The organism is Microcystis wesenbergii FACHB-1317, from assembly GCF_014696875.1.
GTDB lineage: Bacteria > Cyanobacteriota > Cyanobacteriia > Cyanobacteriales > Microcystaceae > Microcystis > Microcystis wesenbergii_A.
The window spans coordinates 1-25,277 of record NZ_JACJQV010000166.1; the positions used below are offsets into that span (position 1 = coordinate 1).

20 protein-coding genes and 3 pseudogenes are annotated in these 25,277 nt (G+C 41.6%); 10 read left to right on the forward strand and 13 right to left on the reverse strand.

Annotated elements, in window-relative coordinates; genetic code table 11:
- Positions 1 to 112: 112 nt before the first annotated feature.
- The 4 genes and pseudogenes from H6F92_RS26100 to H6F92_RS15050 form a co-directional block, all read right to left on the reverse strand.
- A pseudogene (locus H6F92_RS26100) lies at positions 113 to 304 on the reverse strand (type II toxin-antitoxin system VapC family toxin); the annotation flags it as partial.
- Positions 304 to 540: a hypothetical protein gene (locus tag H6F92_RS15040; protein WP_190358559.1), complete on the reverse strand. Its 237-nt coding sequence runs from the start codon at positions 538 to 540 to the stop codon at positions 304 to 306. The gene H6F92_RS15040 and the pseudogene H6F92_RS26100, both read right to left, overlap by 1 nt.
- A 496-nt stretch (positions 541 to 1,036) precedes the next feature.
- Entirely contained in the window at positions 1,037 to 1,282 is a 246-nt protein-coding gene (locus H6F92_RS15045; protein ID WP_190358628.1) for a hypothetical protein, read from the reverse strand.
- Positions 1,272 to 3,197: an ArnT family glycosyltransferase gene (locus tag H6F92_RS15050; protein ID WP_190358560.1), complete on the reverse strand. Its 1,926-nt coding sequence runs from the start codon at positions 3,195 to 3,197 to the stop codon at positions 1,272 to 1,274. Before H6F92_RS15050 ends, H6F92_RS15045 begins: the two co-directional genes overlap by 11 nt.
- A 247-nt stretch (positions 3,198 to 3,444) precedes the next feature.
- On the opposite strand from H6F92_RS15050, the pseudogene H6F92_RS15055 reads away from it, so the two are divergent.
- Positions 3,445 to 4,637: pseudogene (locus H6F92_RS15055) on the forward strand (ISAs1 family transposase).
- Positions 4,638 to 4,869: 232 nt separating this feature from the next.
- Here H6F92_RS15055 and H6F92_RS15060 read toward each other — a convergent pair.
- From H6F92_RS15060 to H6F92_RS27065, 6 genes and pseudogenes are all read right to left on the reverse strand, one after another.
- Positions 4,870 to 6,795, reverse strand: a complete 1,926-nt coding sequence (locus H6F92_RS15060; protein WP_190358561.1) for an ArnT family glycosyltransferase — start codon at positions 6,793 to 6,795, stop codon at positions 4,870 to 4,872.
- Between the two features lie 297 nt (positions 6,796 to 7,092).
- Complete coding sequence (locus tag H6F92_RS15065) at positions 7,093 to 13,245, reverse strand: AAA family ATPase (RefSeq protein WP_190358562.1); 6,153 nt, start codon at positions 13,243 to 13,245, stop codon at positions 7,093 to 7,095.
- On the reverse strand, positions 13,242 to 15,074 hold the full coding sequence (locus tag H6F92_RS15070; protein ID WP_190358563.1) for a carotenoid oxygenase family protein: 1,833 nt from the start codon (positions 15,072 to 15,074) through the stop codon (positions 13,242 to 13,244). The genes H6F92_RS15065 and H6F92_RS15070 overlap by 4 nt, the downstream gene beginning before the upstream one ends.
- Positions 15,075 to 15,251: 177 nt before the next feature.
- Positions 15,252 to 16,586 carry an AAA-like domain-containing protein gene (locus tag H6F92_RS15075; RefSeq protein WP_190358564.1) on the reverse strand — a complete coding sequence of 445 codons (1,335 nt, stop codon included), beginning with the start codon at positions 16,584 to 16,586 and terminating at the stop codon, positions 15,252 to 15,254.
- 766 nt (positions 16,587 to 17,352) lie between these two features.
- The gene (locus tag H6F92_RS15080; RefSeq protein WP_242030149.1) at positions 17,353 to 18,399 is read right to left on the reverse strand and encodes a hypothetical protein; all 1,047 of its coding nucleotides are present in this window, start codon (positions 18,397 to 18,399) and stop codon (positions 17,353 to 17,355) included.
- Between the two features lie 251 nt (positions 18,400 to 18,650).
- A pseudogene (locus H6F92_RS27065) lies at positions 18,651 to 18,839 on the reverse strand (hypothetical protein); the annotation flags it as partial.
- A gap of 139 nt (positions 18,840 to 18,978) precedes the next feature.
- On the opposite strand from H6F92_RS27065, the gene H6F92_RS26105 reads away from it, so the two are divergent.
- The 3 genes from H6F92_RS26105 (at position 18,979) to H6F92_RS15095 (ending at position 21,024) form a co-directional block, all read left to right on the forward strand.
- Positions 18,979 to 19,968, forward strand: a complete 990-nt coding sequence (locus H6F92_RS26105; protein ID WP_242030150.1) for a PEP-CTERM sorting domain-containing protein — start codon at positions 18,979 to 18,981, stop codon at positions 19,966 to 19,968.
- Between the two features lie 415 nt (positions 19,969 to 20,383).
- Complete coding sequence (locus tag H6F92_RS15090) at positions 20,384 to 20,641, forward strand: type II toxin-antitoxin system Phd/YefM family antitoxin (RefSeq protein ID WP_190358565.1); 258 nt, start codon at positions 20,384 to 20,386, stop codon at positions 20,639 to 20,641.
- The gene (locus tag H6F92_RS15095; protein ID WP_190358566.1) at positions 20,638 to 21,024 is read left to right on the forward strand and encodes a type II toxin-antitoxin system VapC family toxin; all 387 of its coding nucleotides are present in this window, start codon (positions 20,638 to 20,640) and stop codon (positions 21,022 to 21,024) included. Before H6F92_RS15090 ends, H6F92_RS15095 begins: the two co-directional genes overlap by 4 nt.
- A gap of 484 nt (positions 21,025 to 21,508) precedes the next feature.
- On the opposite strand, the gene H6F92_RS15100 is transcribed toward H6F92_RS15095, so the two are convergent.
- Positions 21,509 to 21,913, reverse strand: a complete 405-nt coding sequence (locus H6F92_RS15100; protein WP_190358567.1) for a type II toxin-antitoxin system VapC family toxin — start codon at positions 21,911 to 21,913, stop codon at positions 21,509 to 21,511.
- 15 nt (positions 21,914 to 21,928) lie between these two features.
- On the reverse strand, positions 21,929 to 22,249 hold the full coding sequence (locus H6F92_RS15105; RefSeq protein WP_149988568.1) for a hypothetical protein: 321 nt from the start codon (positions 22,247 to 22,249) through the stop codon (positions 21,929 to 21,931).
- A 412-nt stretch (positions 22,250 to 22,661) separates the two neighbouring features.
- On the opposite strand from H6F92_RS15105, the gene H6F92_RS26570 reads away from it, so the two are divergent.
- The 3 genes from H6F92_RS26570 to H6F92_RS15115 are packed head-to-tail and all read left to right on the forward strand — an operon-like array spanning position 22,662 to position 23,484.
- Entirely contained in the window at positions 22,662 to 22,796 is a 135-nt protein-coding gene (locus H6F92_RS26570; protein WP_002741034.1) for a hypothetical protein, read from the forward strand.
- Complete coding sequence (locus H6F92_RS15110; protein ID WP_002790029.1) at positions 22,793 to 23,080, forward strand: hypothetical protein; 288 nt, start codon at positions 22,793 to 22,795, stop codon at positions 23,078 to 23,080. The genes H6F92_RS26570 and H6F92_RS15110 overlap by 4 nt, the downstream gene beginning before the upstream one ends.
- 5 nt (positions 23,081 to 23,085) lie before the next feature.
- Positions 23,086 to 23,484 carry a type II toxin-antitoxin system VapC family toxin gene (locus H6F92_RS15115; RefSeq protein WP_002732239.1) on the forward strand — a complete coding sequence of 133 codons (399 nt, stop codon included), beginning with the start codon at positions 23,086 to 23,088 and terminating at the stop codon, positions 23,482 to 23,484.
- On the opposite strand, the gene H6F92_RS15120 is transcribed toward H6F92_RS15115, so the two are convergent.
- Positions 23,481 to 23,909, reverse strand: a complete 429-nt coding sequence (locus tag H6F92_RS15120; RefSeq protein WP_190358629.1) for a hypothetical protein — start codon at positions 23,907 to 23,909, stop codon at positions 23,481 to 23,483. The genes H6F92_RS15115 and H6F92_RS15120 overlap by 4 nt on opposite strands.
- 39 nt (positions 23,910 to 23,948) lie before the next feature.
- On the opposite strand from H6F92_RS15120, the gene H6F92_RS15125 reads away from it, so the two are divergent.
- From H6F92_RS15125 to H6F92_RS15135, 3 genes are all read left to right on the forward strand, one after another.
- A complete protein-coding gene (locus H6F92_RS15125) occupies positions 23,949 to 24,479 on the forward strand; it encodes a hypothetical protein (protein WP_190358569.1) in 531 nt (176 codons plus the stop codon).
- Positions 24,480 to 24,638: 159 nt separating this feature from the next.
- Entirely contained in the window at positions 24,639 to 24,866 is a 228-nt protein-coding gene (locus H6F92_RS15130) for a type II toxin-antitoxin system Phd/YefM family antitoxin (RefSeq protein WP_002790026.1), read from the forward strand.
- Positions 24,863 to 25,246, forward strand: a complete 384-nt coding sequence (locus H6F92_RS15135; protein WP_002790025.1) for a type II toxin-antitoxin system VapC family toxin — start codon at positions 24,863 to 24,865, stop codon at positions 25,244 to 25,246. The genes H6F92_RS15130 and H6F92_RS15135 overlap by 4 nt, the downstream gene beginning before the upstream one ends.
- Positions 25,247 to 25,277: the final 31 nt, after the last annotated feature.

The window sequence follows — 25,277 nt, forward strand, 5'->3', positions numbered from 1 at the left end:
AAAGCTTATTAAAAGAATGAGTTATGGATTTACCAATTTTCAACATCTTCGACTTAAGCTGTTTGCTTGCTTTAATTCATAACAAAAATTAACACACGAAAACCAGAAGAGCCCAACCTAGTCCATTAACATCCTTGGGGCGCGTTGCTACAACCCAAAATTCAATTAAAATTTGAGAAGTAATCAAACATTCTCCTCCTTGTCTAATAATCATGTCAACAACATTCATGATTAGGGGATAACTGGATGAGTTGGGGTCACTAGCTCGTAAGAGAATGTTAGTATCCAGTAAATATTGAGTCATTAGTCTTCATACATAGTGTCACGGTGTAAGGCTTCATCGGGTAAAGGGGGATTATTAGAGGAATGGCTTTGTACCCAACTCATCCATTTAGCGGCTCGCTGTTCAGGGGTAAGAGTCGGCTCTGGCAAAGGAAGTGAAGTTTTGGGTATGAGAGATTCGGTGAAAGATAACACTTCTTGTTGTTTTTCTAAGGGAAGTTTTCTTAGGCTTTTAATGACTGCTTGTTCAATGTTCATTTGACTTAGACTAATAGGCAACCAGATCAATCATATCCCATGCCGCAATTTCTCTATATTTAATAAATCTTTACATTCTTCTCCCCAACTGGCGATTAATTTTGGCTTTTTGATTGTACTGATAGCGATCGCCCCCCTCACAGTTAGGTCAAGCAACAGCCCAACCCAACGCCAAGGGCGGACAGCAAAACAATACACACTACCGCACAAAAAAATGTATCTTAAGCTACGATTTAATAAATATTTACATTCCTCTCCCTAGCTTAGGGATTTACTGGGGAAGGAGTCTCAGGTGGTTTCCTCTGTCTTACTTGTAAATATCACCCCGAAGACTGATCTCAGTGATGATGAAAAGCTGTTCTTCTCGATTGACTTGTATAATCCCCCCTGTAGGTTGGGTTGACCGAAGGAAAACCCAACAAGGCATAATTCGGTGGAGTTGTTGGGTTTCGTTCCGAGGGACCGACCTACGAAACTGAATTTTCCCCCTTAAATTTTAACTTAAATATGGTGCGTTCCCCATGATCAAACGATGGAGTAACAAGGATTGCATCAGGGAACGCACCCTACCAGCGACAGAGCGATCGCTCTTGAAGCAATTGTCAAAACGCCCACACCATCGGTCAAAGCAAGGAGGCATCGCCGCCGGGGCTGTCTCTTTCATCGCCGCTCTCTCAACGTCAAGTGCCGACTCGGCAGCGATTATACTCGATTTGATCTGTATTGAGCGTTTAAGTCCCATTAGTTTTATCTTCAGCAATCTTATGGAGAACAAAAACATTATCTTGCTTTAAAAGCAGCCATCTTGCAAAAGGATAGCGTTTGACTTCTTTATAACCTTCGAGCAATCCAGAAGAAATCATGTAGTCATCACGATTTACCCACCAGTAACTTTTACCCCGCTGCTTCTGATATTTTATATCGTTTAAATACCAGCCATTAAATTCGTATCCCCCATCGATATATTCAGGAGTAACTCTCTGTTCCATCAAATCATTTAAGGCTTGCCACCGAGTTCGGTTCCAGGCTAAGTAGTCATGGGTTGCAGCCATAGTAAATCCGCCCCAAATAAAGATCATTGTCAAGGCAAAAGCAGTTATTTTTTTGCCAATATCTCGTTCGGCAATGTCCTTGTTTAAAATTACTATAAGAACCATAAATAATGGTACAAGCAGCAAAAAATAACGATCAAAAGCATACTTTATTCCCAAAAGAAAAAGATAAACTAATATCGCAGAAATTATTAGTAAATTCAACCATTTTTCTGATTCAGAAAAGGTTTGCAATATCCCTGAGCATAAATAGTAAAGCAATAAGAGCGCTCCAACTACACCAATCGCCGTCATCATCAACCAAAATATTTTTAAGCCAAGGGAATAGGGGGGATAATTTACCTTCAAGATATAAGTATCTCGAAGGGTTAAAGGGCCTAAGCCAAAATAAACTAGGACATTACCGATGAAGGGCATAGTTTTGCCTTGCTGGATCAATTTACCCATCACGACAACAAAAAAGCTAGATAAAGCTAAGAGCGTTATTCTTTGGTGTTGGCGCGATATTTCCTTAAATTTTCCAGAAAAAAATATCGCTATGAATGGGAAAATAAAACAACCAATTGAAATAATTAGAATATGGTTGCCAAAATCTAATTTTTGCATATTGATCAACACATTCTCCATTATTAAAAGAGTCCGCTCTTTAGATTCAAGCCATTGTTGATACAATTTATAGAGTAAGATTACCAAGGAAACCATCAGAGAACTGCCCAACAAAATTTTTAATTTTAATTTTTTTGTCCAAAAGATCGCTAGGGCAAGGAAGACTAAACAACTCAGGTATATAATTGAAATCATTAAAATGTGGTTGCCGAAATCTAATTTTCCTATAGCTATCAATACCTTCTCTGCTATTATAGTCAGGGTATTCTCTGCTGTTAAAGGCATGCGTCCTGTAGAATAAAGCCATTTTTGATACAGTTCATGTAGTAAAATTCCTGATAAAAATATCAGGGAACTGCCCAATAAAATTTTTAATTTAAATCTTTGTTTAAACGAGTATGCTAGGGCAAATGATAAAAGAATCACTATGGCGTATTGGCGAATCAAAATATTGATATAAACTAGGCAAATACCGAGAATAATTTCAATTATTGATTCCCGCTTCAATCCCCTGATCAGAAAATAGAAAGATAGGACACTTAAAGCCAGAAAAGGAACGTCGGTCATAAAGCTGTTAGCTAATCCAAAGTATAGAGGATTAACCACTAGCAGCAAAGCACCCAACCAAGAGATTTTCTGATTGGCATTAACTTCTCTAAGCAGCAGGTAAGTACCAATCGCACCGATTAATCCTAAGGTTAAAGTTGAGAAGCGTAATGCGGTAAATGAAAATCCAAAAGGAAGGCAAAATAAGGCTCCCCAAAAGGCTTGAAAAAATAGGTTAGTATGGGCTGGACTGGGAAGGCGGAAATCACCTTTCTCCAGAATCGATTTTACTGCCAGTCCATAAACCCAGTCATCATTAAGAGGAAAATTACCCAAAGGATTGACGACAATTACCATCACAGTCCATATCGCAATAATTATTAAAATATTGACAATATCAGCTTTTTTTTGATGACTAAAATAGCTCCAACTTATTACATCTGTTTTGTTCATGGCTCTAATCTTACGAAAGGAAAATAGAAGCAAGCTTCATTTATCTATGATATGGCCAGGGTTGTCTCTTTCATCGCCGATCTCTCAACGTCAAGTGCCGAATCGGCGGCGATTATAGCAGGGTAATCGCACGTCGTTTTGTCTAAAATGTAACAGACAGAGGTTACTAAATGTCATTACTAGCAGGACGAGCTGATATAAGTTAATCTGAGAGGAAGTAAAAAGTTACATAGTGTAGCAGTTGAGCATGGCATCCGGTTTTGGTCCCCTAGTTTTAAACCCCAAGCAAGAGCGAGAGGCTAAGGTTTTAAGAAACAGTGTCTTGAAACATTTTCAGCATCTAGAAGACCCCAGAGCGGACAGGGGGCGCAATCATAGCCTAGTCTCGATAATTACCATAGCTATCTTGGCAGTCTTAGCTGGTGCCGATGGTTTTGCCGCCATAGAAGCCTACGGACAAGCGAAGCAGTCTTGGTTGGAAACATTTTTAGACCTCCCGAATGGCATACCGTCCCACGATACCTTTGGGCGAGTGCTGGCCTAGCTAGAACCCAAGCAATTACAGTCGGGATTCCTGACTTGGATAAGAGAAATCACAGAGAAGTTGAACATAGAACTAATCCACATAGATGGGAAAACGGCGAGAAAGAAATTTTTATGACCGAGAGGAAAAGCTGAAAGCTTTGCACACCGTCAGTGCTTGGAGTAGCGAACATGGGTTAGTCTTAGCCCAAGAAAAAGTGGACAGTAAATCTAATGAAATTACCGCCGTGCCGCTGAGAAGTGCAATTGCTCAATCTCAAGGGAGCGATAGTCACCTTGGATGCCATGGCAACCCAGACAGAAATTGCCCAACAAATCAAGTCCGGGGGAGGAGATTATGTTTTAGCCCTCAAAGGCAATCAGGGCAAGCTCTTTCAACAAGTAGAAGGCTGGTTTGACCAAGCTATAGCCCGGGATTGGCAAGGGATTGAATACAGCTACCACGAAAAGGTGGAGTCGGGGCATCACCGGATCGAAACCCGTCAAATTTGGGTAGTGCCAGTGTCTCAATTACCGCTCCTGCATCGGCAGAGTCTGTGGCCAGGCCTAACCACCCTAGTCATGGTTCGCAGTGTCCGCCAATTATGGAATAAAACTACTACAGAAATTCGCTTCTTCATCAGTAGTTTAGCAGCGGATGCCCAAAAACACGCCGAGGTGATTCGCGGACATTGGAGTATCGAAAATAGTCTCCATTGGGTACTCGATGTTACCTTTAATGAAGATGCCAGTCGGGTTCGCCGGGGCTATGGAGCGGAAAACCTAGGGCTATTGCGCCGTTTAAGTGTGAATTTATTGAAGCGAGAAACCTCAAAAATGAGCCTGAGGATGAAACGCTACAGGGCCAGTATGAATGATAATTTCATGGTAAAAATCTTGACAGAATCGTGCAGTTGACTGAGAGAGGAGGTAGATGTTAATCTTATAATTGGCTAGTACTTTTGGGAATTTAAGGAACTGAGTAGATGAGGTAGCCAGAATAACTGGCAAAACCAGAAATTCTCTAGCCTTGTGCAGGTCAAAGCCTGATTTAGTCATCAAATTTTAGACCCAACCCCTCAGAATTTGAAAACTCCATCAACAGGCGATTACCCTGGCGATTATACTCGATTTGATCTGTATTGAGCGTTTAAGTCCCATTAGTTTTATCTTCAGCAATCTTATGGAGAACAAAAACATTATCTTGCTTTAAAAGCAGCCATCTTGCAAAAGGATAGCGTTTGACTTCTTTATAACCTTCGAGCAATCCAGAAGAAATCATGTAGTCATCACGATTTACCCACCAGTAACTTTTACCCCGCTGCTTCTGATATTTTATATCGTTTAAATACCAGCCATTAAATTCGTATCCCCCATCGATATATTCAGGAGTAACTCTCTGTTCCATCAAATCATTTAAGGCTTGCCACCGAGTTCGGTTCCAGGCTAAGTAGTCATGGGTTGCAGCCATAGTAAATCCGCCCCAAATAAAGATCATTGTCAAGGCAAAAGCAGTTATTTTTTTGCCAATATCTCGTTCGGCAATGTCCTTGTTTAAAATTACTATAAGAACCATAAATAATGGTACAAGCAGCAAAAAATAACGATCAAAAGCATACTTTATTCCCAAAAGAAAAAGATAAACTAATATCGCAGAAATTATTAGTAAATTCAACCATTTTTCTGATTCAGAAAAGGTTTGCAATATCCCTGAGCATAAATAGTAAAGCAATAAGAGCGCTCCAACTACACCAATCGCCGTCATCATCAACCAAAATATTTTTAAGCCAAGGGAATAGGGGGGATAATTTACCTTCAAGATATAAGTATCTCGAAGGGTTAAAGGGCCTAAGCCAAAATAAACTAGGACATTACCGATGAAGGGCATAGTTTTGCCTTGCTGGATCAATTTACCCATCACGACAACAAAAAAGCTAGATAAAGCTAAGAGCGTTATTCTTTGGTGTTGGCGCGATATTTCCTTAAATTTTCCAGAAAAAAATATCGCTATGAATGGGAAAATAAAACAACCAATTGAAATAATTAGAATATGGTTGCCAAAATCTAATTTTTGCATATTGATCAACACATTCTCCATTATTAAAAGAGTCCGCTCTTTAGATTCAAGCCATTGTTGATACAATTTATAGAGTAAGATTACCAAGGAAACCATCAGAGAACTGCCCAACAAAATTTTTAATTTTAATTTTTTTGTCCAAAAGATCGCTAGGGCAAGGAAGACTAAACAACTCAGGTATATAATTGAAATCATTAAAATGTGGTTGCCGAAATCTAATTTTCCTATAGCTATCAATACCTTCTCTGCTATTATAGTCAGGGTATTCTCTGCTGTTAAAGGCATGCGTCCTGTAGAATAAAGCCATTTTTGATACAGTTCATGTAGTAAAATTCCTGATAAAAATATCAGGGAACTGCCCAATAAAATTTTTAATTTAAATCTTTGTTTAAACGAGTATGCTAGGGCAAATGATAAAAGAATCACTATGGCGTATTGGCGAATCAAAATATTGATATAAACTAGGCAAATACCGAGAATAATTTCAATTATTGATTCCCGCTTCAATCCCCTGATCAGAAAATAGAAAGATAGGACACTTAAAGCCAGAAAAGGAACGTCGGTCATAAAGCTGTTAGCTAATCCAAAGTATAGAGGATTAACCACTAGCAGCAAAGCACCCAACCAAGAGATTTTCTGATTGGCATTAACTTCTCTAAGCAGCAGGTAAGTACCAATCGCACCGATTAATCCTAAGGTTAAAGTTGAGAAGCGTAATGCGGTAAATGAAAATCCAAAAGGAAGGCAAAATAAGGCTCCCCAAAAGGCTTGAAAAAATAGGTTAGTATGGGCTGGACTGGGAAGGCGGAAATCACCTTTCTCCAGAATCGATTTTACTGCCAGTCCATAAACCCAGTCATCATTAAGAGGAAAATTACCCAAAGGATTGACGACAATTACCATCACAGTCCAGATGGCAATAATTATTAAAATATTGACAATATCAGCTTTTTTTGGATGACTAAAATAAATCCAACTCATTACATCTGTTTTGTTCATGGCTCTAATCTTACGAAAGGAAAATAGCGGAATTCGAGTAATTTAGTCACGACTGCTCGTGTTGCTCCGAGAATAGCGACTCGCACTGGCCGAGACAGGGGGCTGACTTGCGGGGAAATTTAGGCACAAAACACCAAGATAACATGGCGAAGTAAGCTTCATTTATCTCTGACGCGGAGGGGGTTGTCTGTTTCATTGCCAATCTCTCAACGTCAAGTGCCGACTCTGTAGCGATTATAATCGATTTGATCTGTATTGAGCGTTTAAGTCCCAATAATTGCTCTGTAGTGGATATTTCTACAAATTTGAGCTGCAACCCAGCCAATCGAGGTTAAAGATGGCCCGATAGATGGGATTATGGACCCGCAGCTGGCCCCGGTCTTTGATCACTAACCCCGATAAAAGTAACTCTTTTTCTGGGGGGCTATCCTCGGCAATCACCTCCTTTTCCCTTAAAATCCGTTCATAGAGTCTTAGGAGCAACTGGGAGCGATGACTGTTGAGAAGGCGATCGCGAATAGTCCGCAGATGTTCTGGTTCATCCTGAGCCTCCCAATTGTCAATGATCTTCTTCTGTACCAAGTCCTCAATCCAGAGGGCCTCACCATTGGCGGGAATCGACGAGGTGGCGGTGCGAATTAACTGACAGAGTTTTTGCGTTAGAAAAGGTTGACCGTTTGTCCAAGCAAAGACTTCTTTTAAGACAGTTTGCGGGTTACTAAATTTCTCGGCCAATCCGCGCAGTAAAGGCTGGGCTTCGTGTTCCTTAAAACCCTCCAATTGAATCCAATGACCGATATTAAAAGGGGTGATTTGGTGGTCGGTAATTAAATCGGAGGGGGTGACAACACCGAAGAAAGCGAAGGTCAAACGCCGATAGAGCGGGTTAAAACCGCGCTGGTTATAGCAGGAACGGATCAGGGCAAAAAAGTCATTAACCGCGAAATTTAAGCCTAAAACGCTATCGATTTCATCGATAAAAATCGTGATCGGTTTTGGGGGAGAACCTTCTACTATCCCTACTTCCAGCAATAACACCTCTTCGATAAATTCGCCTAATCGCTGCACTGCCGAGACATCTTCCCGTTCTTGCCACCAAGCTTTGAGATTGACCCTTTTGAGCAGGCCAAAACGTCGTCCTAACTCGAAGGCTATCCCCTTGTACCATTGGTCAGGAGTGACATTTTCGCTGCCGATACGGGTTAAATCAATGGGAGCGCAACAGATGCCCTCGTGTTGGAGGTGATCGATCATGCGTACCATTAAACTAGACTTACCCATTTGACGGGGATTGAGGACATAGCAAAAATCGCCGCGTTTGAGGGCTTTATAGAGATAACGGTCGGCGGCGCGGACCACGTAGGTGGGGGCATCCATGGGTAAACTGCCCCCCACTTGGTAGTCAAAGGTGCTAGATTCTTCGGTGTTTCTGAGCAGTTCATTTTCAAACAGTAATTCTGCTTGGGTGGCCTTGAGAATTTCTAGGGTTTGGCTGAGTTCTAGGGTGCGCTCCTGCACTTTCTGTTCTAGGGTGCGGCTATACTCGGCTAATTCTTCGGTAAAGCGAATCCGTTCCGCTTCCGCCTGTTTTCGTTCGGTAATATCGGTAAAAGCGGTGATCGCATAGATAATTTCTCCTTTTTCGTCAAAAACGGGCGTGGCATACACTTCTAGGGGAATAATCTTCTCTCCTTGGTGAATTTCTAGATCATCCATCGTGTTTTTTTCCCCCCTTAAAGCTCGGACAATCGGCTGGTCTTCGGTGGGATACAATCGATCGGTTCCTGCTTGATATAACTGATAGGTTTTCCCCAACTGATTAGCCGTGGTGATATTAACTATCCCTTTTCCTAAAATCTCCTGGGCGGTTTGATTGGCGTAGTAGGGTTGACTGTCGGCATCGAGGACGAATACCCCCACCGGCATGGCTTCTAAAAATTGCGCTAGTTGTCTCTGTTTGGCTTTGATTTCGGCGTAGAGTTTGGCGTTAGTAATTGCGATCGCCGCTTGGCTGGAGAGCAGTTGCAGCACTTCCAATCTTTCTTGGGTAAAAGCCCCGACGGTGAGATTATTTTCTAGATAGACAATTCCCCGTAGTTGTCCTTGGTCGAGGAGGGGTGTGCAGAGCAGCGATTTGGTTTGATGGGTTTTAATATAGGGATCGTTGCTAAAATTGCCGTGATGGGCGGCATCGTTATTAAGAACGGTTTGACCGCTCCGGGCTACATAGTTAATAATTGAGACGGGAAGATGTTCTTCGATGGCATTAGATTTAAAGACTGTCACCCCATCTTCCTGCACGGAACCGGAGGCTTCGATCAATAGTTGTCCGCCGCTTTCTAGGATAAGATAGCCCAGCTGCGCCCCAGCATTTTCGATGAGAATTTTCATCAGGGTGGCGAGTAATTTATCTAAAACTATCTCGCTAGAAATGGCTTGGGATGCCTTCATAATCGTGGCTAAATCTAACAGTTCTCCCGCATGACTAACTGAATTTTTTCTGGTGGTAGTTTTCCTAGTTTCGGTCAGGGAATTGGAACCATAATTATTGACCATTAACTGAGAATAACGGCTTTCTATATCTTTGACTTTAGCTGTTGCTCCCCAAAGAGAATAGAGATAAGCAGCTTCATTGATGTAGGTTTTGGCAATTTTTACTTTACCCCAATCGAGATAGAATTTCGCCGCTAGTTCGTTAGCCAGTGCTTCTTCATTAATGTATTCATTTTCCTTGGCTTTAGCAATGGCTAGATCATAATTTTCTATGGCTTCTAGATAGGATTGCTGTACCCGCTCCTTTTCCGCTTGCACTAAATAAAATTTATGGAGATAGTTAGGGGGGGCTTGATTCGCCCATTCCTGTTGCTTTTTCTGATTATTCGTCACTCGTTCTAATACTTGCTGTTTTTGGTCATTGTCCAGATGATTATAAATAGCTAAATGGGCGAGGGAATCATAGAAATTATGCAGAGGAATCAATAAAGTAGCGGTAGCTCCCCCTAGATAATTTTGGGCTTGGTTAGCATTTTCAATGGCTGGTTCGTACTGTCCAAATAGATAACAAAGGTATAATTTATTAACAAATAAAGCACAGAGACCGAAGAGATCATTAGCCTCTAGATGGTACGGTAACATAATAGTTTCTTGATAGTACTGTCCTTCTAAATGACCGGGATTTTCCGAGTGCCTCAGCAGATTTAAAACTGTTTGACCATAGATTTTTAGATAGTTGCGGGGGTTTTCTTGTTTGAGCTTAACAAAAGCCAGATCATAGTTAGCTATTTCTTGGGCTAATTCGGTTAATTCCTGTCCGATAAAGGCGGAATGAAAACAGTAAAGATAGGCGCAGGTTGTTCCGTAGTAGAGATCGCCCATTTCTAAACCGGTTTGATAGGAAGATTTTAACAAGGACAGGGAATTTTTAATCGGTTCTTTCCAGATACTAATAGTGGCGGAAAAGACGGCAATTATTTTCGGCATCAGGGCTTTGGCATGAAATTTATCAGCAATGTTTAAAGCTAATCGTCCAAATTGATAACCCGTTTCCCAATCTTCTAAAAGACCACAAAGAATTAAGCCATAATTGACATAAGTAAAAGCCGCTAGATAACTATTGCCGTATTCAATTGATAAGTTAACCTGTTTTGATACTAGGATGGGTAAGAGATGAGGGGCGGCAATATAAACAGGAGAAAATATGGCACTTGCTATCTTCATGATTGCTAATTTTTCTTCTTCATTTATCGGCGGTAAATTAATTAAATCTTTGATATTTTTACCCGCTAATTTTTGTCCGGTTTTAGTTAGTTCTTTTTGAATATCTGATGATTGTAAGGATTCAGGAATCTCGAAATCTAGGCTTTTGAGGACGGATAAACCAATTTCTACCGCTTTTAGTTCTTGATTTTGGGCGTGATAGGCTTCGATGATGACTTCATAAACTTTCACCTTATCTAGGGTTGTTTTTGCCTGTTTTAATACGAGATTAGCCCAGGGTTGCATCTGCTCAAAATTCCCACTTAAATAGGCGATTTCTGTGGCTTCAGAATAAATATTTAAAGTCAGTTGATAGTTATTTTTCCAGCTTGATTTTTTGAGAAGTTTTTGAGCGGTTTTGATATATTTTAAGGCTCCAGCTTGGGCATTAGCGGCTTTGGCTTTTTGGGCTGCTAGTAAATTCAATTTAGCCACTAACTCTCGTTCTTTTTCCTCGCTAATTAGTTGATAACCAAGATTGAGATGATCGACTATTTTAAAAATCTTTTCTGATAATTCGTTGACAGAAGTATGCTGCCAAAGTAAGCGACCAATTTTTAGGTGAATTACCGCTTTTTGGCTGTCTTCGATGAGAGCGTAAGCTCCTTGTTGAATGCGATCATGAGTAAATTTATATTCTTGAATCAGTAATTGTTCATCTAATTCTGAGAGGGGAATAATTAAACCAGCTTCGCTACTAGAAGTTAGAATTGGTAAAAGTTCTGAAGGTGATTTTTCAGAGATTACTGCTAGAATATTTAAATTAAACTCTGCCCCAAGACAGGCCGCTAAACTTAAAATTTCCTGGGTTTCAGGAGGCAATTTCTGCATTTTGCCCATCATAAATTGAATCAGATTATCGGTACTACCAATCCTTTGAATTTGACCGAGATGCCATTGCCAATAGCCCCTATTCTTATCGGTTTTAGTGGTTGTTTCTTGCCCTGGTTGAAAAAATAGCAAATTTTCCCAGTAGATAGTTTTGAGAAATTCATTGACAAAAAAAGGATTACCGTGGGTTTTTTGCCAGACTAAAGCGGACAAGGATTGCACATATTCTGGTGAATGGTTTAAGGTGTCAGCAATCAACTGATTGACCTGTTCAGGACTCAGAGGTCTTAAAATAACTTGATTGATAATTATGCCCCCCTGCTCTAATTTATCGAGAGTAGCGGTTAGGGGGTGGGTGGAATTAATTTCATTACTGCGATAGGAGCCAATTAAAAACAAATAGTCCATATCGCCATCGAGCATAATTAATTCTATCAACTGGAGACTAGCCAAGTCTGCCCATTGTAAATCATCGAGAAAGATGACCAGGGGATGTTCTGGGGAACAAAAGACCCGAATAAAATTTTTAAAGACTAAATTAAAGCGATTTTGAGTAGCGATCGCTCCTAATTGTAACACCTCTGGTTGTGAACCGATAATTAATTCTAATTCGGGAATCACATCAATAATAACCCGTGCATTCGCCCCCAAAGACTTTAAGAGTTTTTGTCGCCATAGTTGCAGTTGTGGCTGACTTTCCCCCAAAAGTTGCTTGACAAGATGAGTCAAAGCGCTAACCACGGCAGCATAGGGAATATCGCGCTGAAATTGGTCAAATTTACCAGAGATAAAAAAGCCGCGTTTTTCAGTAATTGGCTGATAAATTTCCTTAACCAAGGTGGTTTTACCCATGCCAGAATAACCCGTAACTAGCATCAGTTCGGTGTGAGAGGAGTTTTTAGCCACCGTGGCTACCCGTTGAAAAGCAGTGAGGAGAGTGGCGATTTCCGCCTCCCTGCCGTAGAGTTTTTGGGGAATTTGGAACTGATTAGCTAGATCTTGCCTAGCGATGACAAAATCCTCAATTTTACCCGTTGTTTCCAGTTGTCTTAAACATTCCTCTAAATCTGCCCGAATACCGTAGGCACTTTGGTATCGTTCCTCGGGGGTTTTAGCCATCAGTTTCCTGATGATTGCCTCCACCACCGGGGGAATTTTCTCCCTGACGAGACTATTAATCTCCAAGGGTTGTTTTGCCAGATGACAGTGAACTAATTCCAAAGCATCGTTAGCCCGAAAAGGTAATTGTCCAGTGAGAAGTTCGTAGAAGCTAACGCCCAAAGAATAAAAATCCGTGCGGTAATCGAGACTACGATTCATCCGTCCGGTTTGTTCGGGAGAAAGATAGGCTAAAGTCCCCTCCAGAACGTTGGGATTTTTTAGCCCGGGATTTTCCCGTTGCAGAACACTGGCAATGCCAAAATCGATGATTTTAATTTGTCCGGTTTCGGGGTTAAGAACTATATTGGCAGGATTAATATCTTTGTGAATAACCTTAGCGTTGTGAATTTTCTCTAAATTAGCCACTATTCGGAGTGCAAGGCTTAAAAAGTCCCTTAAGGCTAGGGTTTTGCCCCCTAGCCATTTTTTTAAGGATACACCGCCGAAATCTTCCAAAATAATCACGGGAGTTCTGCGGTAGGTTTCTAAACCATAGGCTTTAATCGCCTCCTCGAAGTTCAGGCCGCAGATGGTTTTATACTCCTGTTTGTAGTGGGTTAGTTGTTGTGCGGTGGGATATTCTTGCTTGAGGATTTTGAGCATAACCGGTTGATTATCGGCGATGCGAATGGCCCGATAGACTTCTGAGTTAACGCTTTCGTAGATTTGGGCAAGAATGTCGTATCCGTTGAGAACAATCATTTTTTTACTTGGCGGTTGTAAACGGCTGCGGGTTTCCCTAGGAAAAATTCTACGGGAACCAAGACCAGACTCCGCAAGGCTGACAGAACTCGATTTACCTGTGAGACGGAAGGACGGGGAGAAGGCAGCGCTTGCTCGAAATACTCGGAATGCAAGGTAAAACCAAAGTGAACATCTTCCGGCAAACTCAGTTTAGCAATCGGTCCGTCCTTGAGATTGTCAGGGTTAAATAACCAAGCTTCTAATACTCTGGTCGGGGTTAAAACCGTCGTAAATAGATAGCCCTGTTCTTGGGGAATAAACTGAATGCTATCTAAAATATAGCCATCGGGACAAACATAAAAATCCAGTAGTCCCCGACCTAAATGTGATACATGAGTATCACTGGCATTTTTTTCTTGGCTAATCTTTTCAGTTAACTGATTCCAATCCTTATCGAAGGGAACCTTGGCTAATACCGAGGGCAAGTCATGACAGGGAAGTTCGGCATCCCTGAGGATGCGATTACTTTGGTCGCGAAAATCCATATACTGACGACGACAGATTAATTCGCGCACATAACCGGCATAAACCTGATAAATAGCGCTGTATCCCTGTTCCAATTCCCGCGGGTCGGCGGTGTAGAGAGTGGTAGAGAACCACCCCGGATGGATGAAAGCTTGTTCGCTCATCACCCTGGCATCTTTGATAACCACTTTGCGCAGCACTCCGGGGTCAAAGGAAAACATCCAGGGAATGCCGTGGTATTCGGGAGGATAACTCTGACCAGTAAAATGTTGGATATCGTCTTTTTCGATCGCTTCGGTTAAACTAATAGTGGCGTTTTGGATGGCCACCAGCTGAATTTGACCGTTGGTATTATGGTAATTACAAAGGAAGTGATAACTGTCGCCATTGAAGGTAATTAATCGCGAGGGAACGGTGGTTTCTTCTTCCTTGAGGTCTTGACGTTTAACCAGATAAATTTGAGTTTTCGGATAGGTTTCTTCCGGCTTGATTCTAATACCTAATAGTTTGGCTACTCCCATCTGAAAAGGCATATCGGGAATCATGATATAATCTTCGGTGACGATAACCGAATGGGGGCTACCATCGAGGATAGTTCCCTGTAACTTCCAGGGTTTAAGTTGTTTTTGTTGATCCCAAAGCACAATATACACCGATTTATCTAAATCTTTTAACATACCTCCCGATATAAGTTTTAGCTTTAATTCACAGGTGATAAATTCTTGGGTCTTTTTGTCGTAGAAGGGGTGAGCAGTATTTTCTAGGACTGGGAAAAAAGACAAAGGCACGGAAACAAGATGTTGGTCAAAATAACCAATCGGGGTGATAGTATCCAGGGAAACGGGATCCACTTCCCAGTAACGTCCAGCATCGGCGGTGAGAATTAATCTGGTTTCTTCTAGTTGTTCATCTTCGGAAACTTTTTCTAGTTTAACCATAGCAGTATTTGCTATTTCTGAACAACCTAAAATGCTGATTACGGCGGGAAAATTGGCTTTAATAATATTAAACATCGGTAAAACTTTTCGCCAGAAACTATCCCAAGTTTTCAGTTTTTTGCTGTAAACATTAACTTGATTATTTTTCCCCTGCAAGTCCCATCTAATAATTACACCTTCACCAGAGAACAAATGACGGTCATTTTTTCTATGAAAAGGACAGACGATAAAAACGTATCCCGACAGATTTTCTGGCCAATGTCCCTCGGTAACTGTGGCGACTGCTTGATATAAATTGTTCTCATCCGGTTGACCTAGTTGCGAGCGACTAAAATTACTAACGTTGACAGTATTTTGGACAGTATCTTTGATTGACATATTCATAATAAGTAGAGTTTGCGGCAAAAAGTTTGTTGGTGGGGTTAGTAGCTGGTCGTCAGGAGATAGGAGTCAGGAGATAGGAGCCGGTCGTCAGGAGATAGGAGATTATTTTATTTATTCCCCCCACACCCTACACCCCACACCCTACACCCCACACCCTCACTGATAACTGATTACTGTTTACTGATAACTGATAGAGGATTTCACCTCTAAAAAATAGCGTCGATACAATTCATAGCCTGGTACTACTTTATCTCCTGATTGTTTGAGTAGTCCCATACTGCTGAGTTTGTAAGCGAGAATTGGGTCTAATTGTACGGGTTCCACCGCGCTCATCACCCGATCGAGGGCTTTTGCTAGTTCAGGCTGTTGTTCTAATACCGCCCAATGGCGCCGCAGGTGATGGGCATAAATCCCCATGAGGGAGGTGGCACTGGTTAATATTTGCGTCATGGTTATTTCCTCCCGACTGAGATAGTAGAGGGCGGTTTGTACCAAAGCTGGATGTCCTCCTACTAGCTCCATCAGTTGTTGGACTTTTTCCTGATTTTCCCAGGTGAGTTGATAACGTTGGGCTAATTGCAATACCTCCTCCAGACTAAAATGACTTAACTGTGCGGGGAATCCCACGTTAAAGGGGGATTGATTGAGCTGCAGGGGAACATAAATTTCTGTGGAATGGACGACGATAAGACGGAGTTTTTGCCAGATAGGTAGGGTTTTGGCTTCCTCGTACCAAGAACGCAGCAGCGGTAAAAAATCCTTGGCCACTTGGGGATGTTCAAAAATCTGATTAAGTTCATCGACAGCGAGGACAATGGGGGCGGTAATCGATTCAAGCAGATAGTCTTGAATGTAAACCGTACAGCTAATCTTGCTGCCTAAATCCTCATCCCAATACTCATCTAATTGCGGTTTTAACTGTAGTTGACGGGCGGCATTGGCACACAACCAGCGCAAAAATTGGTTTAAATCACTCAAAATGGCCTGGTCCACCTGTTCTAAGTTCAAACTCACCGTGCGGTAGCCTTGCTGTTTAGCAAAATCGAGCATTCTCAAAAGTAGGGAGGTTTTGCCCATTTCTTTGGGAGCCTTTATCCGCACTAAAGCCCCCGGTTTCTTGATTTCCTGCCTTATCTGTTCTTCGAGGGGAAGACGTTCTAAATAAAATGGGGAACCAAGGGGAACAGCCCCATTAGGATAGGGGGGCAATGTGTCCAATTTTTCGCTCTTGGCTGCGGAATTAACCAGAATTTTGTCTTGAGGGGGTGCTGTTAGCTGAAAATTCAGGGCGGCGATTTCTTGCCAGTCGAGGCATAATCGACGACAAATTTGTTCAAAAGTGGCTTGTTCTACCGGTTTACCGGTCAGGAAGTTGCTGACAGTAGCCAGACTAAATTCAGCTTCTTTGGCTAAGGAGCGTTGACTGCTAAAGCCCTGTTTTCTCACGGCTAATTTAACTTGATTGAGGCAATGTTGTTGTACTCTTAGATAGCCCGACGTGGAATCTCTCATAAGAATTGGGGTGTGGGGTGTAGGGTGTAGGATGTGGGGTGTGGGGTGTAGGGTGTGGGGTGTGGGGAATTTTCTCAGTGAACTGATAACTGATAACTGATAACTGATAACTGATAACTGATAACTGATAACTGATAACTGATAACTGATAACTGATAACTGATAACTGATAACTGATAACTGATAACTGATAACTGACTTCTAACCCAATGGTAGATGTTGGATTGTTGCAGGAGTTCTATTTTCCGACAAAGATAAGCAAAAATTATCTACTAACTCCAAAAACTTGAGAATATTTAAATTAACATTCCGCAATATTTATAAATTCTTAAGAATTAATTGAGAAAGATTTTTATTTAACAACGATTTTACAATGGTTACAGCGATTTGATAGAATTTCATAGTGGGTTATTATGTGCTTTTTTGAACAGCAATGGTTGAAACCCTTGCCACACCTACAAGGTAATCCTAATTAAGACGGGTAAATCAGTCAATTTCACCCACAACGATGATCTTTTTTTTGTGTAGTTTTATTGCAAAAAAAAAGTTTTTTTGACAAAAAGCACAAAGCATGATAGGAGCAGAACGTATTTCTGGCTGCCAGTAGTTATTGCCGAGTGGGAGTTGGGGAGTATTTCCAGTAATCAGTGGACTGAAAACGCAAATCTGATAACTGATGACTGATGACCCCTGATATGAGCATGATGCCAGAGAGCCGCCGCTAATTGCTGTCTTTCACTTTCAGGGTGTTCTTGACGCACCATCTCTACATATTTATTTCCGCTTTCAGGTTGTATTCCTCTACCGAGGATAAGGCGATCGCTCCAATGGGTTGTTCCACTGATTTCCCTTCTAGATCGAGCGTTGCTACAGCCAAAAGAGAATTAGGAATCTCTCGGTCAATCTTGTTGTTAACAAGCTGTAAATCAACGGGAAACAGCTTATCTTGACTAAAAAAACCCGATTCTAAAGTCCCAAACCGATCTAGCCGTGTCAGGTAAAGCGTTCTCTGGCTTTTAGTCGATGTTACCTCGATATAAGGTTCTCTCAGTTCGGGATGCCGGTTTTTCAGGTCTTCAAGCGATCGCGCTGACTTTAAATAATCATTGTAGGTTTCCTTGATTTTGATCGCTATCTCAGTAAGATTCTGATTGTTAACTTCGGGAAAAAAACCACGAAATTGATTGACAGGACGAGGTATTAAGAGGCTTTCTTGCCATTTCTGATTAGCAACCCCAATCATCCGGTCAACTGCCCCATAATTGCTGCTTTCTAAGGGATGAGTGCGATAAACTTGGGGATAACGGCTTTTATCCCTCCCTGCTAACCAAGTGAAGGGTTGATAACCGCCAATTTCTTTACAGGCCTTCAAAATTGTGGTGTCTGGACGTAAAGCACTTTTTGTCCCGTCAACCGCTACCTGTAGTTCGTTGGATAAGTCCCCAACAATCTTAAATTGGATGTCCCGCATCTGTTGTAGGGCTGTTTCAATTTGTTGGGGGGAGAGTTGTTGCGGTAAGTTAGCGATCGCTTGTATCCCGTCCCGATATGACCCAGGAATCTGGAAATCTTGTTCTGGATCGGCATTTTTGGCAAGAATACTCCGATAATACTGAGCAACCGGCTTAACATAACCCTCTTTTTTTTCCCCTGGCATCAAAATGGTTTCCCAACGCAAGGTGACAGCCATCATAATTTGATTGGCAATCTTGCCGATGTCATTATTGACCGCACTGACAGCAATTTCTTCAAAACTGCCCTGATAGGGAACTTTATCTCGCTTGACCACATCAGGATAGCGGTTTTCGGGCAACAGAGCTTCTTTAATTTCTGCCGTCAGAGTGGGATATTTGTCCGCCCGTTCAAACGCCAGCCTATTGGGACTTAGGCATTTTCGGGCAGCAAAAAAGGCTCAAACCATTACGGGACAAAGGGTTAACCTCGATTTATGATTTTCCTTGATCTATCTGGGTTTCAGCGATTTTGGGCTTCTCGAAGTAAATCCCAAGCAGGGATTGGGGTTGAGGCTTTTCTCGATTTGTTTTTTGTCTAAGTCCCACTATGGCCATCGAAGTCCGCCTGTAGGTGCTTGGCAGCGGTTTCGGGATGGATGTGAATTGTGCCTTCCAACCGCATCAGTTGGGGGAGGTGGCGGTTAGTCAGGGTGATGACACCGTTGGAATTCACCAGGGGGCTGCGGGTGACAATCAATTCTGCCCCATCGGGCATTCTGGGGACGCAGACTTCATTTTCTGCTGTGAATCCCTAGTCAGGGAGAAGAATGTAAAGATTTATTAAATTGTAGTTTAGGATACATTTGCGGGGGGGGTAGTGTGTATTGTTGTTTTCAACCGCCTTTGGGGTTGGGTTGGGCTGTTGCTTGACCCAAGATATGAGAGAGGCGACTCTCGGGCTTAATTTACCAGATAATACAGGAATGAAAAGTTTAACTTTAGCTTTGGCTTTTGGAACTGCTGTAACAACTACAGCGATAGGGTTGGGGGTAAAACCAGCGTTAGCCACAATAGATATTGTTGTTGACCATTGTTTACAATGCACGGCTAATGACATGAAAATAATTGGTCTTGTAAGCGAAAATAGCACCATTACTGTTAAAGACAAGAATGGTAAAGTGATATGGACTGGCAAAGGACCTATTCCTCCTAACAAAAAAATTAGAATTCCTCCAAATACACCCGGACCAGTTACTGTAGAATCCAGTGAAGACTCAGATCCATCAGTAAATCTTCTGCCAGTAATACAACCCCTCATGGGAACAACTTCCCGTACTACACATACAATTTCTTCGGGCTCGCAAGCTACATTCGGAGCTATGGAATACTCCCTAACGGGCTCGTTCTCTGCCTTTGATACCAATGTCATTTATGAGGAAACTGCTTCTAATTATGGGGAAGTAACTGGTGCTATACCCGCATCCAGCTTTCATGTTAACGGCTCTAACTCAAATGACTTTTTTTCCCTTCGTCTGACAAATGATGGGGAATACAAATTCAACTTGGCAAGTGCTTGGTCTACAGTTGAACCAGGAGCAAATACAATTGTTCCATTCTCGATTCCAATAGTTGGAGAAGTATCCTTTAATGGAAGTCAAGATTGGATACCATTTATTGGTACAGCTGTTGGCTCGGTAACATTTTCTGATCCGCTGCAAGAATCTGTGGCACTTTCCTTTGCGCTGGAAACACAGGCTGGCTCGTTAACAGGAACAATTTTTTCAAATGGAGTGGCAGATTGTTCTGTTCCTGAACCCACATCAACCCTAAGCCTCCTCGCCCTCGGCACTCTCGGCGCAGCCTCAACCCTCAAACGCAAACTGAAGTCATCCAAATCTTCAGAAAAAGAGACCACAAAAGTAGGCTAAATTGCCCACTAAAAATAGGACAAATGCCCCTTCATTCAGTCAGTTGAGGGGGTATTTTTGGCATAACTCTCTCAATTCCCATGATTTCAAGGAGTATGGTTTATCTTGCGAGCCGAGATCTGTTACAATCTAAGATGACTGGTTATAGATGCTTTCAAGATGACTAAAACAGCAGAAACCCTCAAAATAGAACTTGCTCAACTTCCTATGCAAGATCGCGCTGAACTAGCTTACTTTCTCATCCATTCCTTAGATGAAGGTGTAGTAAAGTAGGTTGGGTTAAGCGATAGCGCAACCCAACAAAAGGTTATCTGTGTTGGGTTTCCTTGCGTCAACCCAACCTACAATTTTCTGTGAAAACTAGATAAGGTGAGAAGAGATTCTTCATTAAGAAAATAACAGGAGAAAATTCATCATGTCAAATAAAATTATTGATGCCAACAAAATACAGTTAACATTAAAAGAGTTACTTTCTCTAGTAAAGGCAGATACTGAGATTATTATAACTGAAGGAAATAAACCTCTAGCTCGTCTTATTTCCCTAGTAGAAACTGAAGAAACAACCACTAAAACTTCTAACTTAAGACAACCAGGACTACACTCAGGAAAAATTTGGACGAGCGAAGATTTTGATGAGCCACTTCCTGAAGAATTTTGGACAGGCGAGTTATGAAATTACTCTTGGATACCCATACATTTATTTGGTGGGATAGTGAACCAGAGAAACTATCTCAACGTGCTTTAGAATTGTGTAGAAATCCAACTAACATACTATTACTCAGTATTGCCAGTGTTTGGGAAATGCAAATCAAGCTCCAATTAGGTAAACTATCACTCAAGCTACCTTTGGCACAAATGATTAATACTCAGCAACAAACTAATCAACTTGAACTGTTGTCAATTACAGTTAGCCATGTTTTAGCTTTAAATACTTTACCGAATATCCATAAAGATGCATTTGACCGTTTGTTGGTTGCTCAAGCTAACATTGAAAATGTCATACTAATTAGCCACGATTTAACATTAGCCAAATATCCTGTTCAGATAAATTGGTAAAATTCTCAGTAAAGTAGGTTGGGTTAAGCGATAGCGCAACCCAACAAAAGGTTATCTGTGTTGAGTTTTCTTGCGTCAAACTAACTTATAATTTTTTGTAATAACTCCCCAAAAATAAGAGACTAATTCAACAGAAAGCTAAAAAGAGAGGTACAGTGCGATCACCATCGCTGTAGGGTGCGAAAACGCGCGTGTAACGCACCATCAATTTTCTAATACGCGGTGGGTTACGCTGTCGCTAACCCACCCTACAGTGCTACAGTGCTACTGTGAAGAGACAAGCTGATGTCCGAGGTTATAATGGTCAAAGAGTTAAAAAAGAAATTAATCTAATCAATAGCCACAATGAAGGTACAGCCAAATGAGTCAAGTCTTAACCCTAGAATTGAGCGATGAAGTTTATGCCACCTTGCAACAGCAGGCTAAAATATTAGTAATAAAGCTTCCTTTCCTGGATGGGTGAGATCATCACCAGCAAATTATCTCATCGCCGCCAATTTTCTACGATTAATCCCTGAACTCTCAGCATATCTGAGTCGTCAGAAACGACAATGAGATTATAGCTAATAGCTGTTGCTGCAATGAGAATATCAGTCATTTGTATGGGGGTTCCCTTAAGCCTTAAATCAGCAGAAATTGCTGCGGCTTGATGAACAATCTCCATTGTATCTAACAACAATACTCTCAAATCAGTGCGACACAAATTCTGAAATCTTGCTAACTTCTTCGTTGCCTTAACTGCTAATAGTCCAGCTTCAGTTTCTAAATAAGTAATACAGCTTATGAAAACATCCTTTCCTTGTAGCCTTACTGCACTCAATCTCTCAACGACTACTTGGTTGTCTTTGAGAATAGCTGTGACGATGTTAGTATCGAGTAGATAACCCACGACTATTTACTATTTCTATCTAAAACTTGCCATCACTGCTTCAAACTCTGCCATTTGTTCTGGAGTTAAATCCTTCAGCAGTCCCGCCATTGCCTGCACTCCTAAGACTCGCCTGATTTTGCGACCTAGACTTTCATCGGGCATTGTTTCTAATTCTGAAGAGGAAAATTTTTCGGTCAGTAAATTCACAAAATACTTAACCATTTCATCTCTATTTAAATCTTCCAATAAGCTCTCATTCTTGATAAAATCATCAATAATTGACGCGATACGAATAACGAGCCTAGACTGAATTTTATCCTCGACCAAATCTGATTGAATAGAGACTTGAGACATCCTTTCCTCCTTGAGACTGGTGTGGCGAATTTTTTCTGATTTTTAGGGAGCATCCCGTTTCGGCAAATCGTTTCCTTTCGTAGGAAGAGAGCAGATAACTCCCCAATCCAAAATCAGAGCCGAATAAGTTAATTTTAACCTAACCTGCTTCAAGTTCGCCTGCTGAAAAAAATTCCCAGCCCTGTCTTCCCGACAAGGCTGAAAAAGCCGTAAATTGTAACAGCGCCCGTAATAAAGCTTCCTTTTCCGCATGGGTGTTGAAAGCAGGCTGGACGAATCAAGTGCGCCACGATGCTGCTTATATTGAAATTACCAACCGACAGTGCGATGCCGAAGGCACTGCGTAGCAGTACGCCATCGCCATAGGGTGCGAAAACGCGGGTGTAACGCACCATCAATTTTCTAATATGCGGTGGGTTACGCTGTCGCTAACCCACCCTACAGTGCCACTGTGAAGAGACAAGCTGATGTCCGAGGTTATAATGGTCAAAGAGTTAAAAAAGAAATTAATCTAATCAATAGCCACAATGAAGGTACAGCCAAATGAGTCAAGTCTTAACCCTAGAATTGAGCGATGAAGTCTATGCCGCCTTGCAACAGCAAGCTAAAATATTAGGTATCGACCTGTCAGAATTAGTAACAACTTCCCTTGAGCGACAGTATCGCTTGAACAAAAATAAAGACCAACGCACGGAAGCGGAAAAAGAAGCAGCACGTCAACGCTTTCGAGCGCACGCTGGCTCAATTAGCGGCTATCCGACAGGAGCAGATAATGAAAGCATTGATGCTGACTTAGGAAGAGAGTATGGAGATACTCATGAGGAGACATGAAATCGGTGATACTCCTCGATACTTCTGGGTTACTTTGCTATGTCTATCGTGATGAACCAGGACATGAAGAAGCTGTCCAATTGTTAGATAGTGCAGGTAAAAGCATCACCCACAGTTACGTTTTAGCAGAGTTAGTTGCTCTAGCTCAAGTTCGCCATTACCCACGTTTAGCTACCCTAGAATTTATCACCGATTTGCTAGAAAATCCAGATATCGAGACAGTTTGGATAGATGAGCCTTTACATCGTGCTGCTGTCAAACTATTGATGGCACGGCAAGATAAGACTTATTCTTTATGCGATGCAGTTAGCTTTTTATTGATGCGTCAGTTCAATATTAATGAAGCATTAACCACCGATCGCCATTTTGAGCAAGAAGGTTTTCACCGTTTACTTGTATTCTAAAAAGGGCAGAGCTGCGTCAGGGGTTGGTATTTCTCCAACTGATACTCCTGCCATTTCCCCGACCCCTGTTCGGTGAGGGATTGAGCGTTTCCCAACTGCGCGGCAGCTTCCCGCCAGAATTGCTCAAAGTTCTGCCGCAGTTCTCCGGTGGCAATCATCTCTTTGAGCCGCATGATGGTCACTTGCGGGATGACTTTCCCCATGATTTCTGCCTGCTGGAATCCTACTTGAAAGCCCGTTTCAATTGCCTGCTGTTCCAACAAGCGTAAATGTTCGGCTAATTCTTCACTGACAACTAAACCATTGCCGTTATCTTCAATTTTTCCAATGTCATTATTGACCGTAATGACCGCAATTTCCTCAAAACTGCCCTGAAAGGGGACTTTATCTGGCTTGACTACATCAGGATAGCGGTTTTCGGGCAACAGAGCCTCTAGAGTAATAAAAGTTAAGAAAAGTTGAAAATGCGTCCCTCTGGTATTTTCTTTGTTTATAGTATAATCAAAGGTTTAACTGAGCCTCTTCAACAACCGCATAGCCGAGGTAGGGTTATGAAAAGCTCATGTGCTGCAAAACTTGCTACCATAGCTCTGCTGGCTTGCGTGCCTATTCTGGGTTGCTCTTCTGAGCGGCAGTCTCCTACAGGTAGTCAGGACAATTCCCAAGGAATGCAACCCTCGCCTACTCAAGTAAATTCTCAGCCTTCAAGTGGGTCAACTCCATACGACCTGAACAACCCCCAAGAAATGCAATCCTCGCCTACGGAAGCCGTAATACCACGTTCTGTACACGAAAATTGCATCAGTCTCATGCAACAGAAGGAAGGAGCGGAATTTCTCGTTCAGTCCTGGAAACAGCAAATTTCATCACCAAGTCCATACAGCCAACCAACACAAGCGGATAAAATTAACGCAGAATACAATTTAAAGGAAGTTCAAAAGTCACTTGATGAAGTCAATGCTCAACTTCAGCAATGTCCACCGAATTATCGATAGAATATTAGCTGAATGCCCTTTTTGCACTTTGATAGTGAGTTGATGCCAAGGAAATTTGATATCTTGGATGGTGTCATGGTTTCCATCACTTTTTAGAATTGGATAGTGATGGGAGATTTTTGTTGCTAAACTTCTAGAAAACTTTAATAATAAGAGACTATGCACCAAATTGATATAAATCAAGCTCAAACACAACTAGAAAGCTTATTGCAATCTGCACTCAAGGGGGATGAGATTATCATCACCCAGAATGATCAACCGGTTTTAAAATTAGTGCGATTGACTCCACCCCCAAAACGCCGTCAGAGTGGGAGTGCCAAAGGATTAATCTGGATGTCACCTGATTTTGATGAACCTTTGGAAGATTTCAGTGAGTACATGGGATGAAATTATTACTCGATACCCATACATTTCTTTGGTTTATTAATAACAGTCCTCAGTTGAGTATTGATGCTAAAAATTTAATTGAATCAGATGTCGATCTACTGTTGAGTATTGCCAGTTTGTGGGAAATTGCCATCAAAGTTAGTATTGGCAAGCTAACCATACCCAATACATACGATCAATTTATTCCTCAACAAGTGCAACTTAACGACATGGAAATTCTATCAATCAGCATGGCACATCTTACAGTTGTCACAACTTTACCATTTCATCATCGTGACCCGTTTGATCGATTATTAATTGCTCAAGCGATGGTAGAAAAAATGTCGATTATTAGCGCAGATGAAATATTCGATAGCTACGGAATAAGTAGAATATGGTAGGGTTTTTGTTGCTGTATTTCAAGATGGTTTC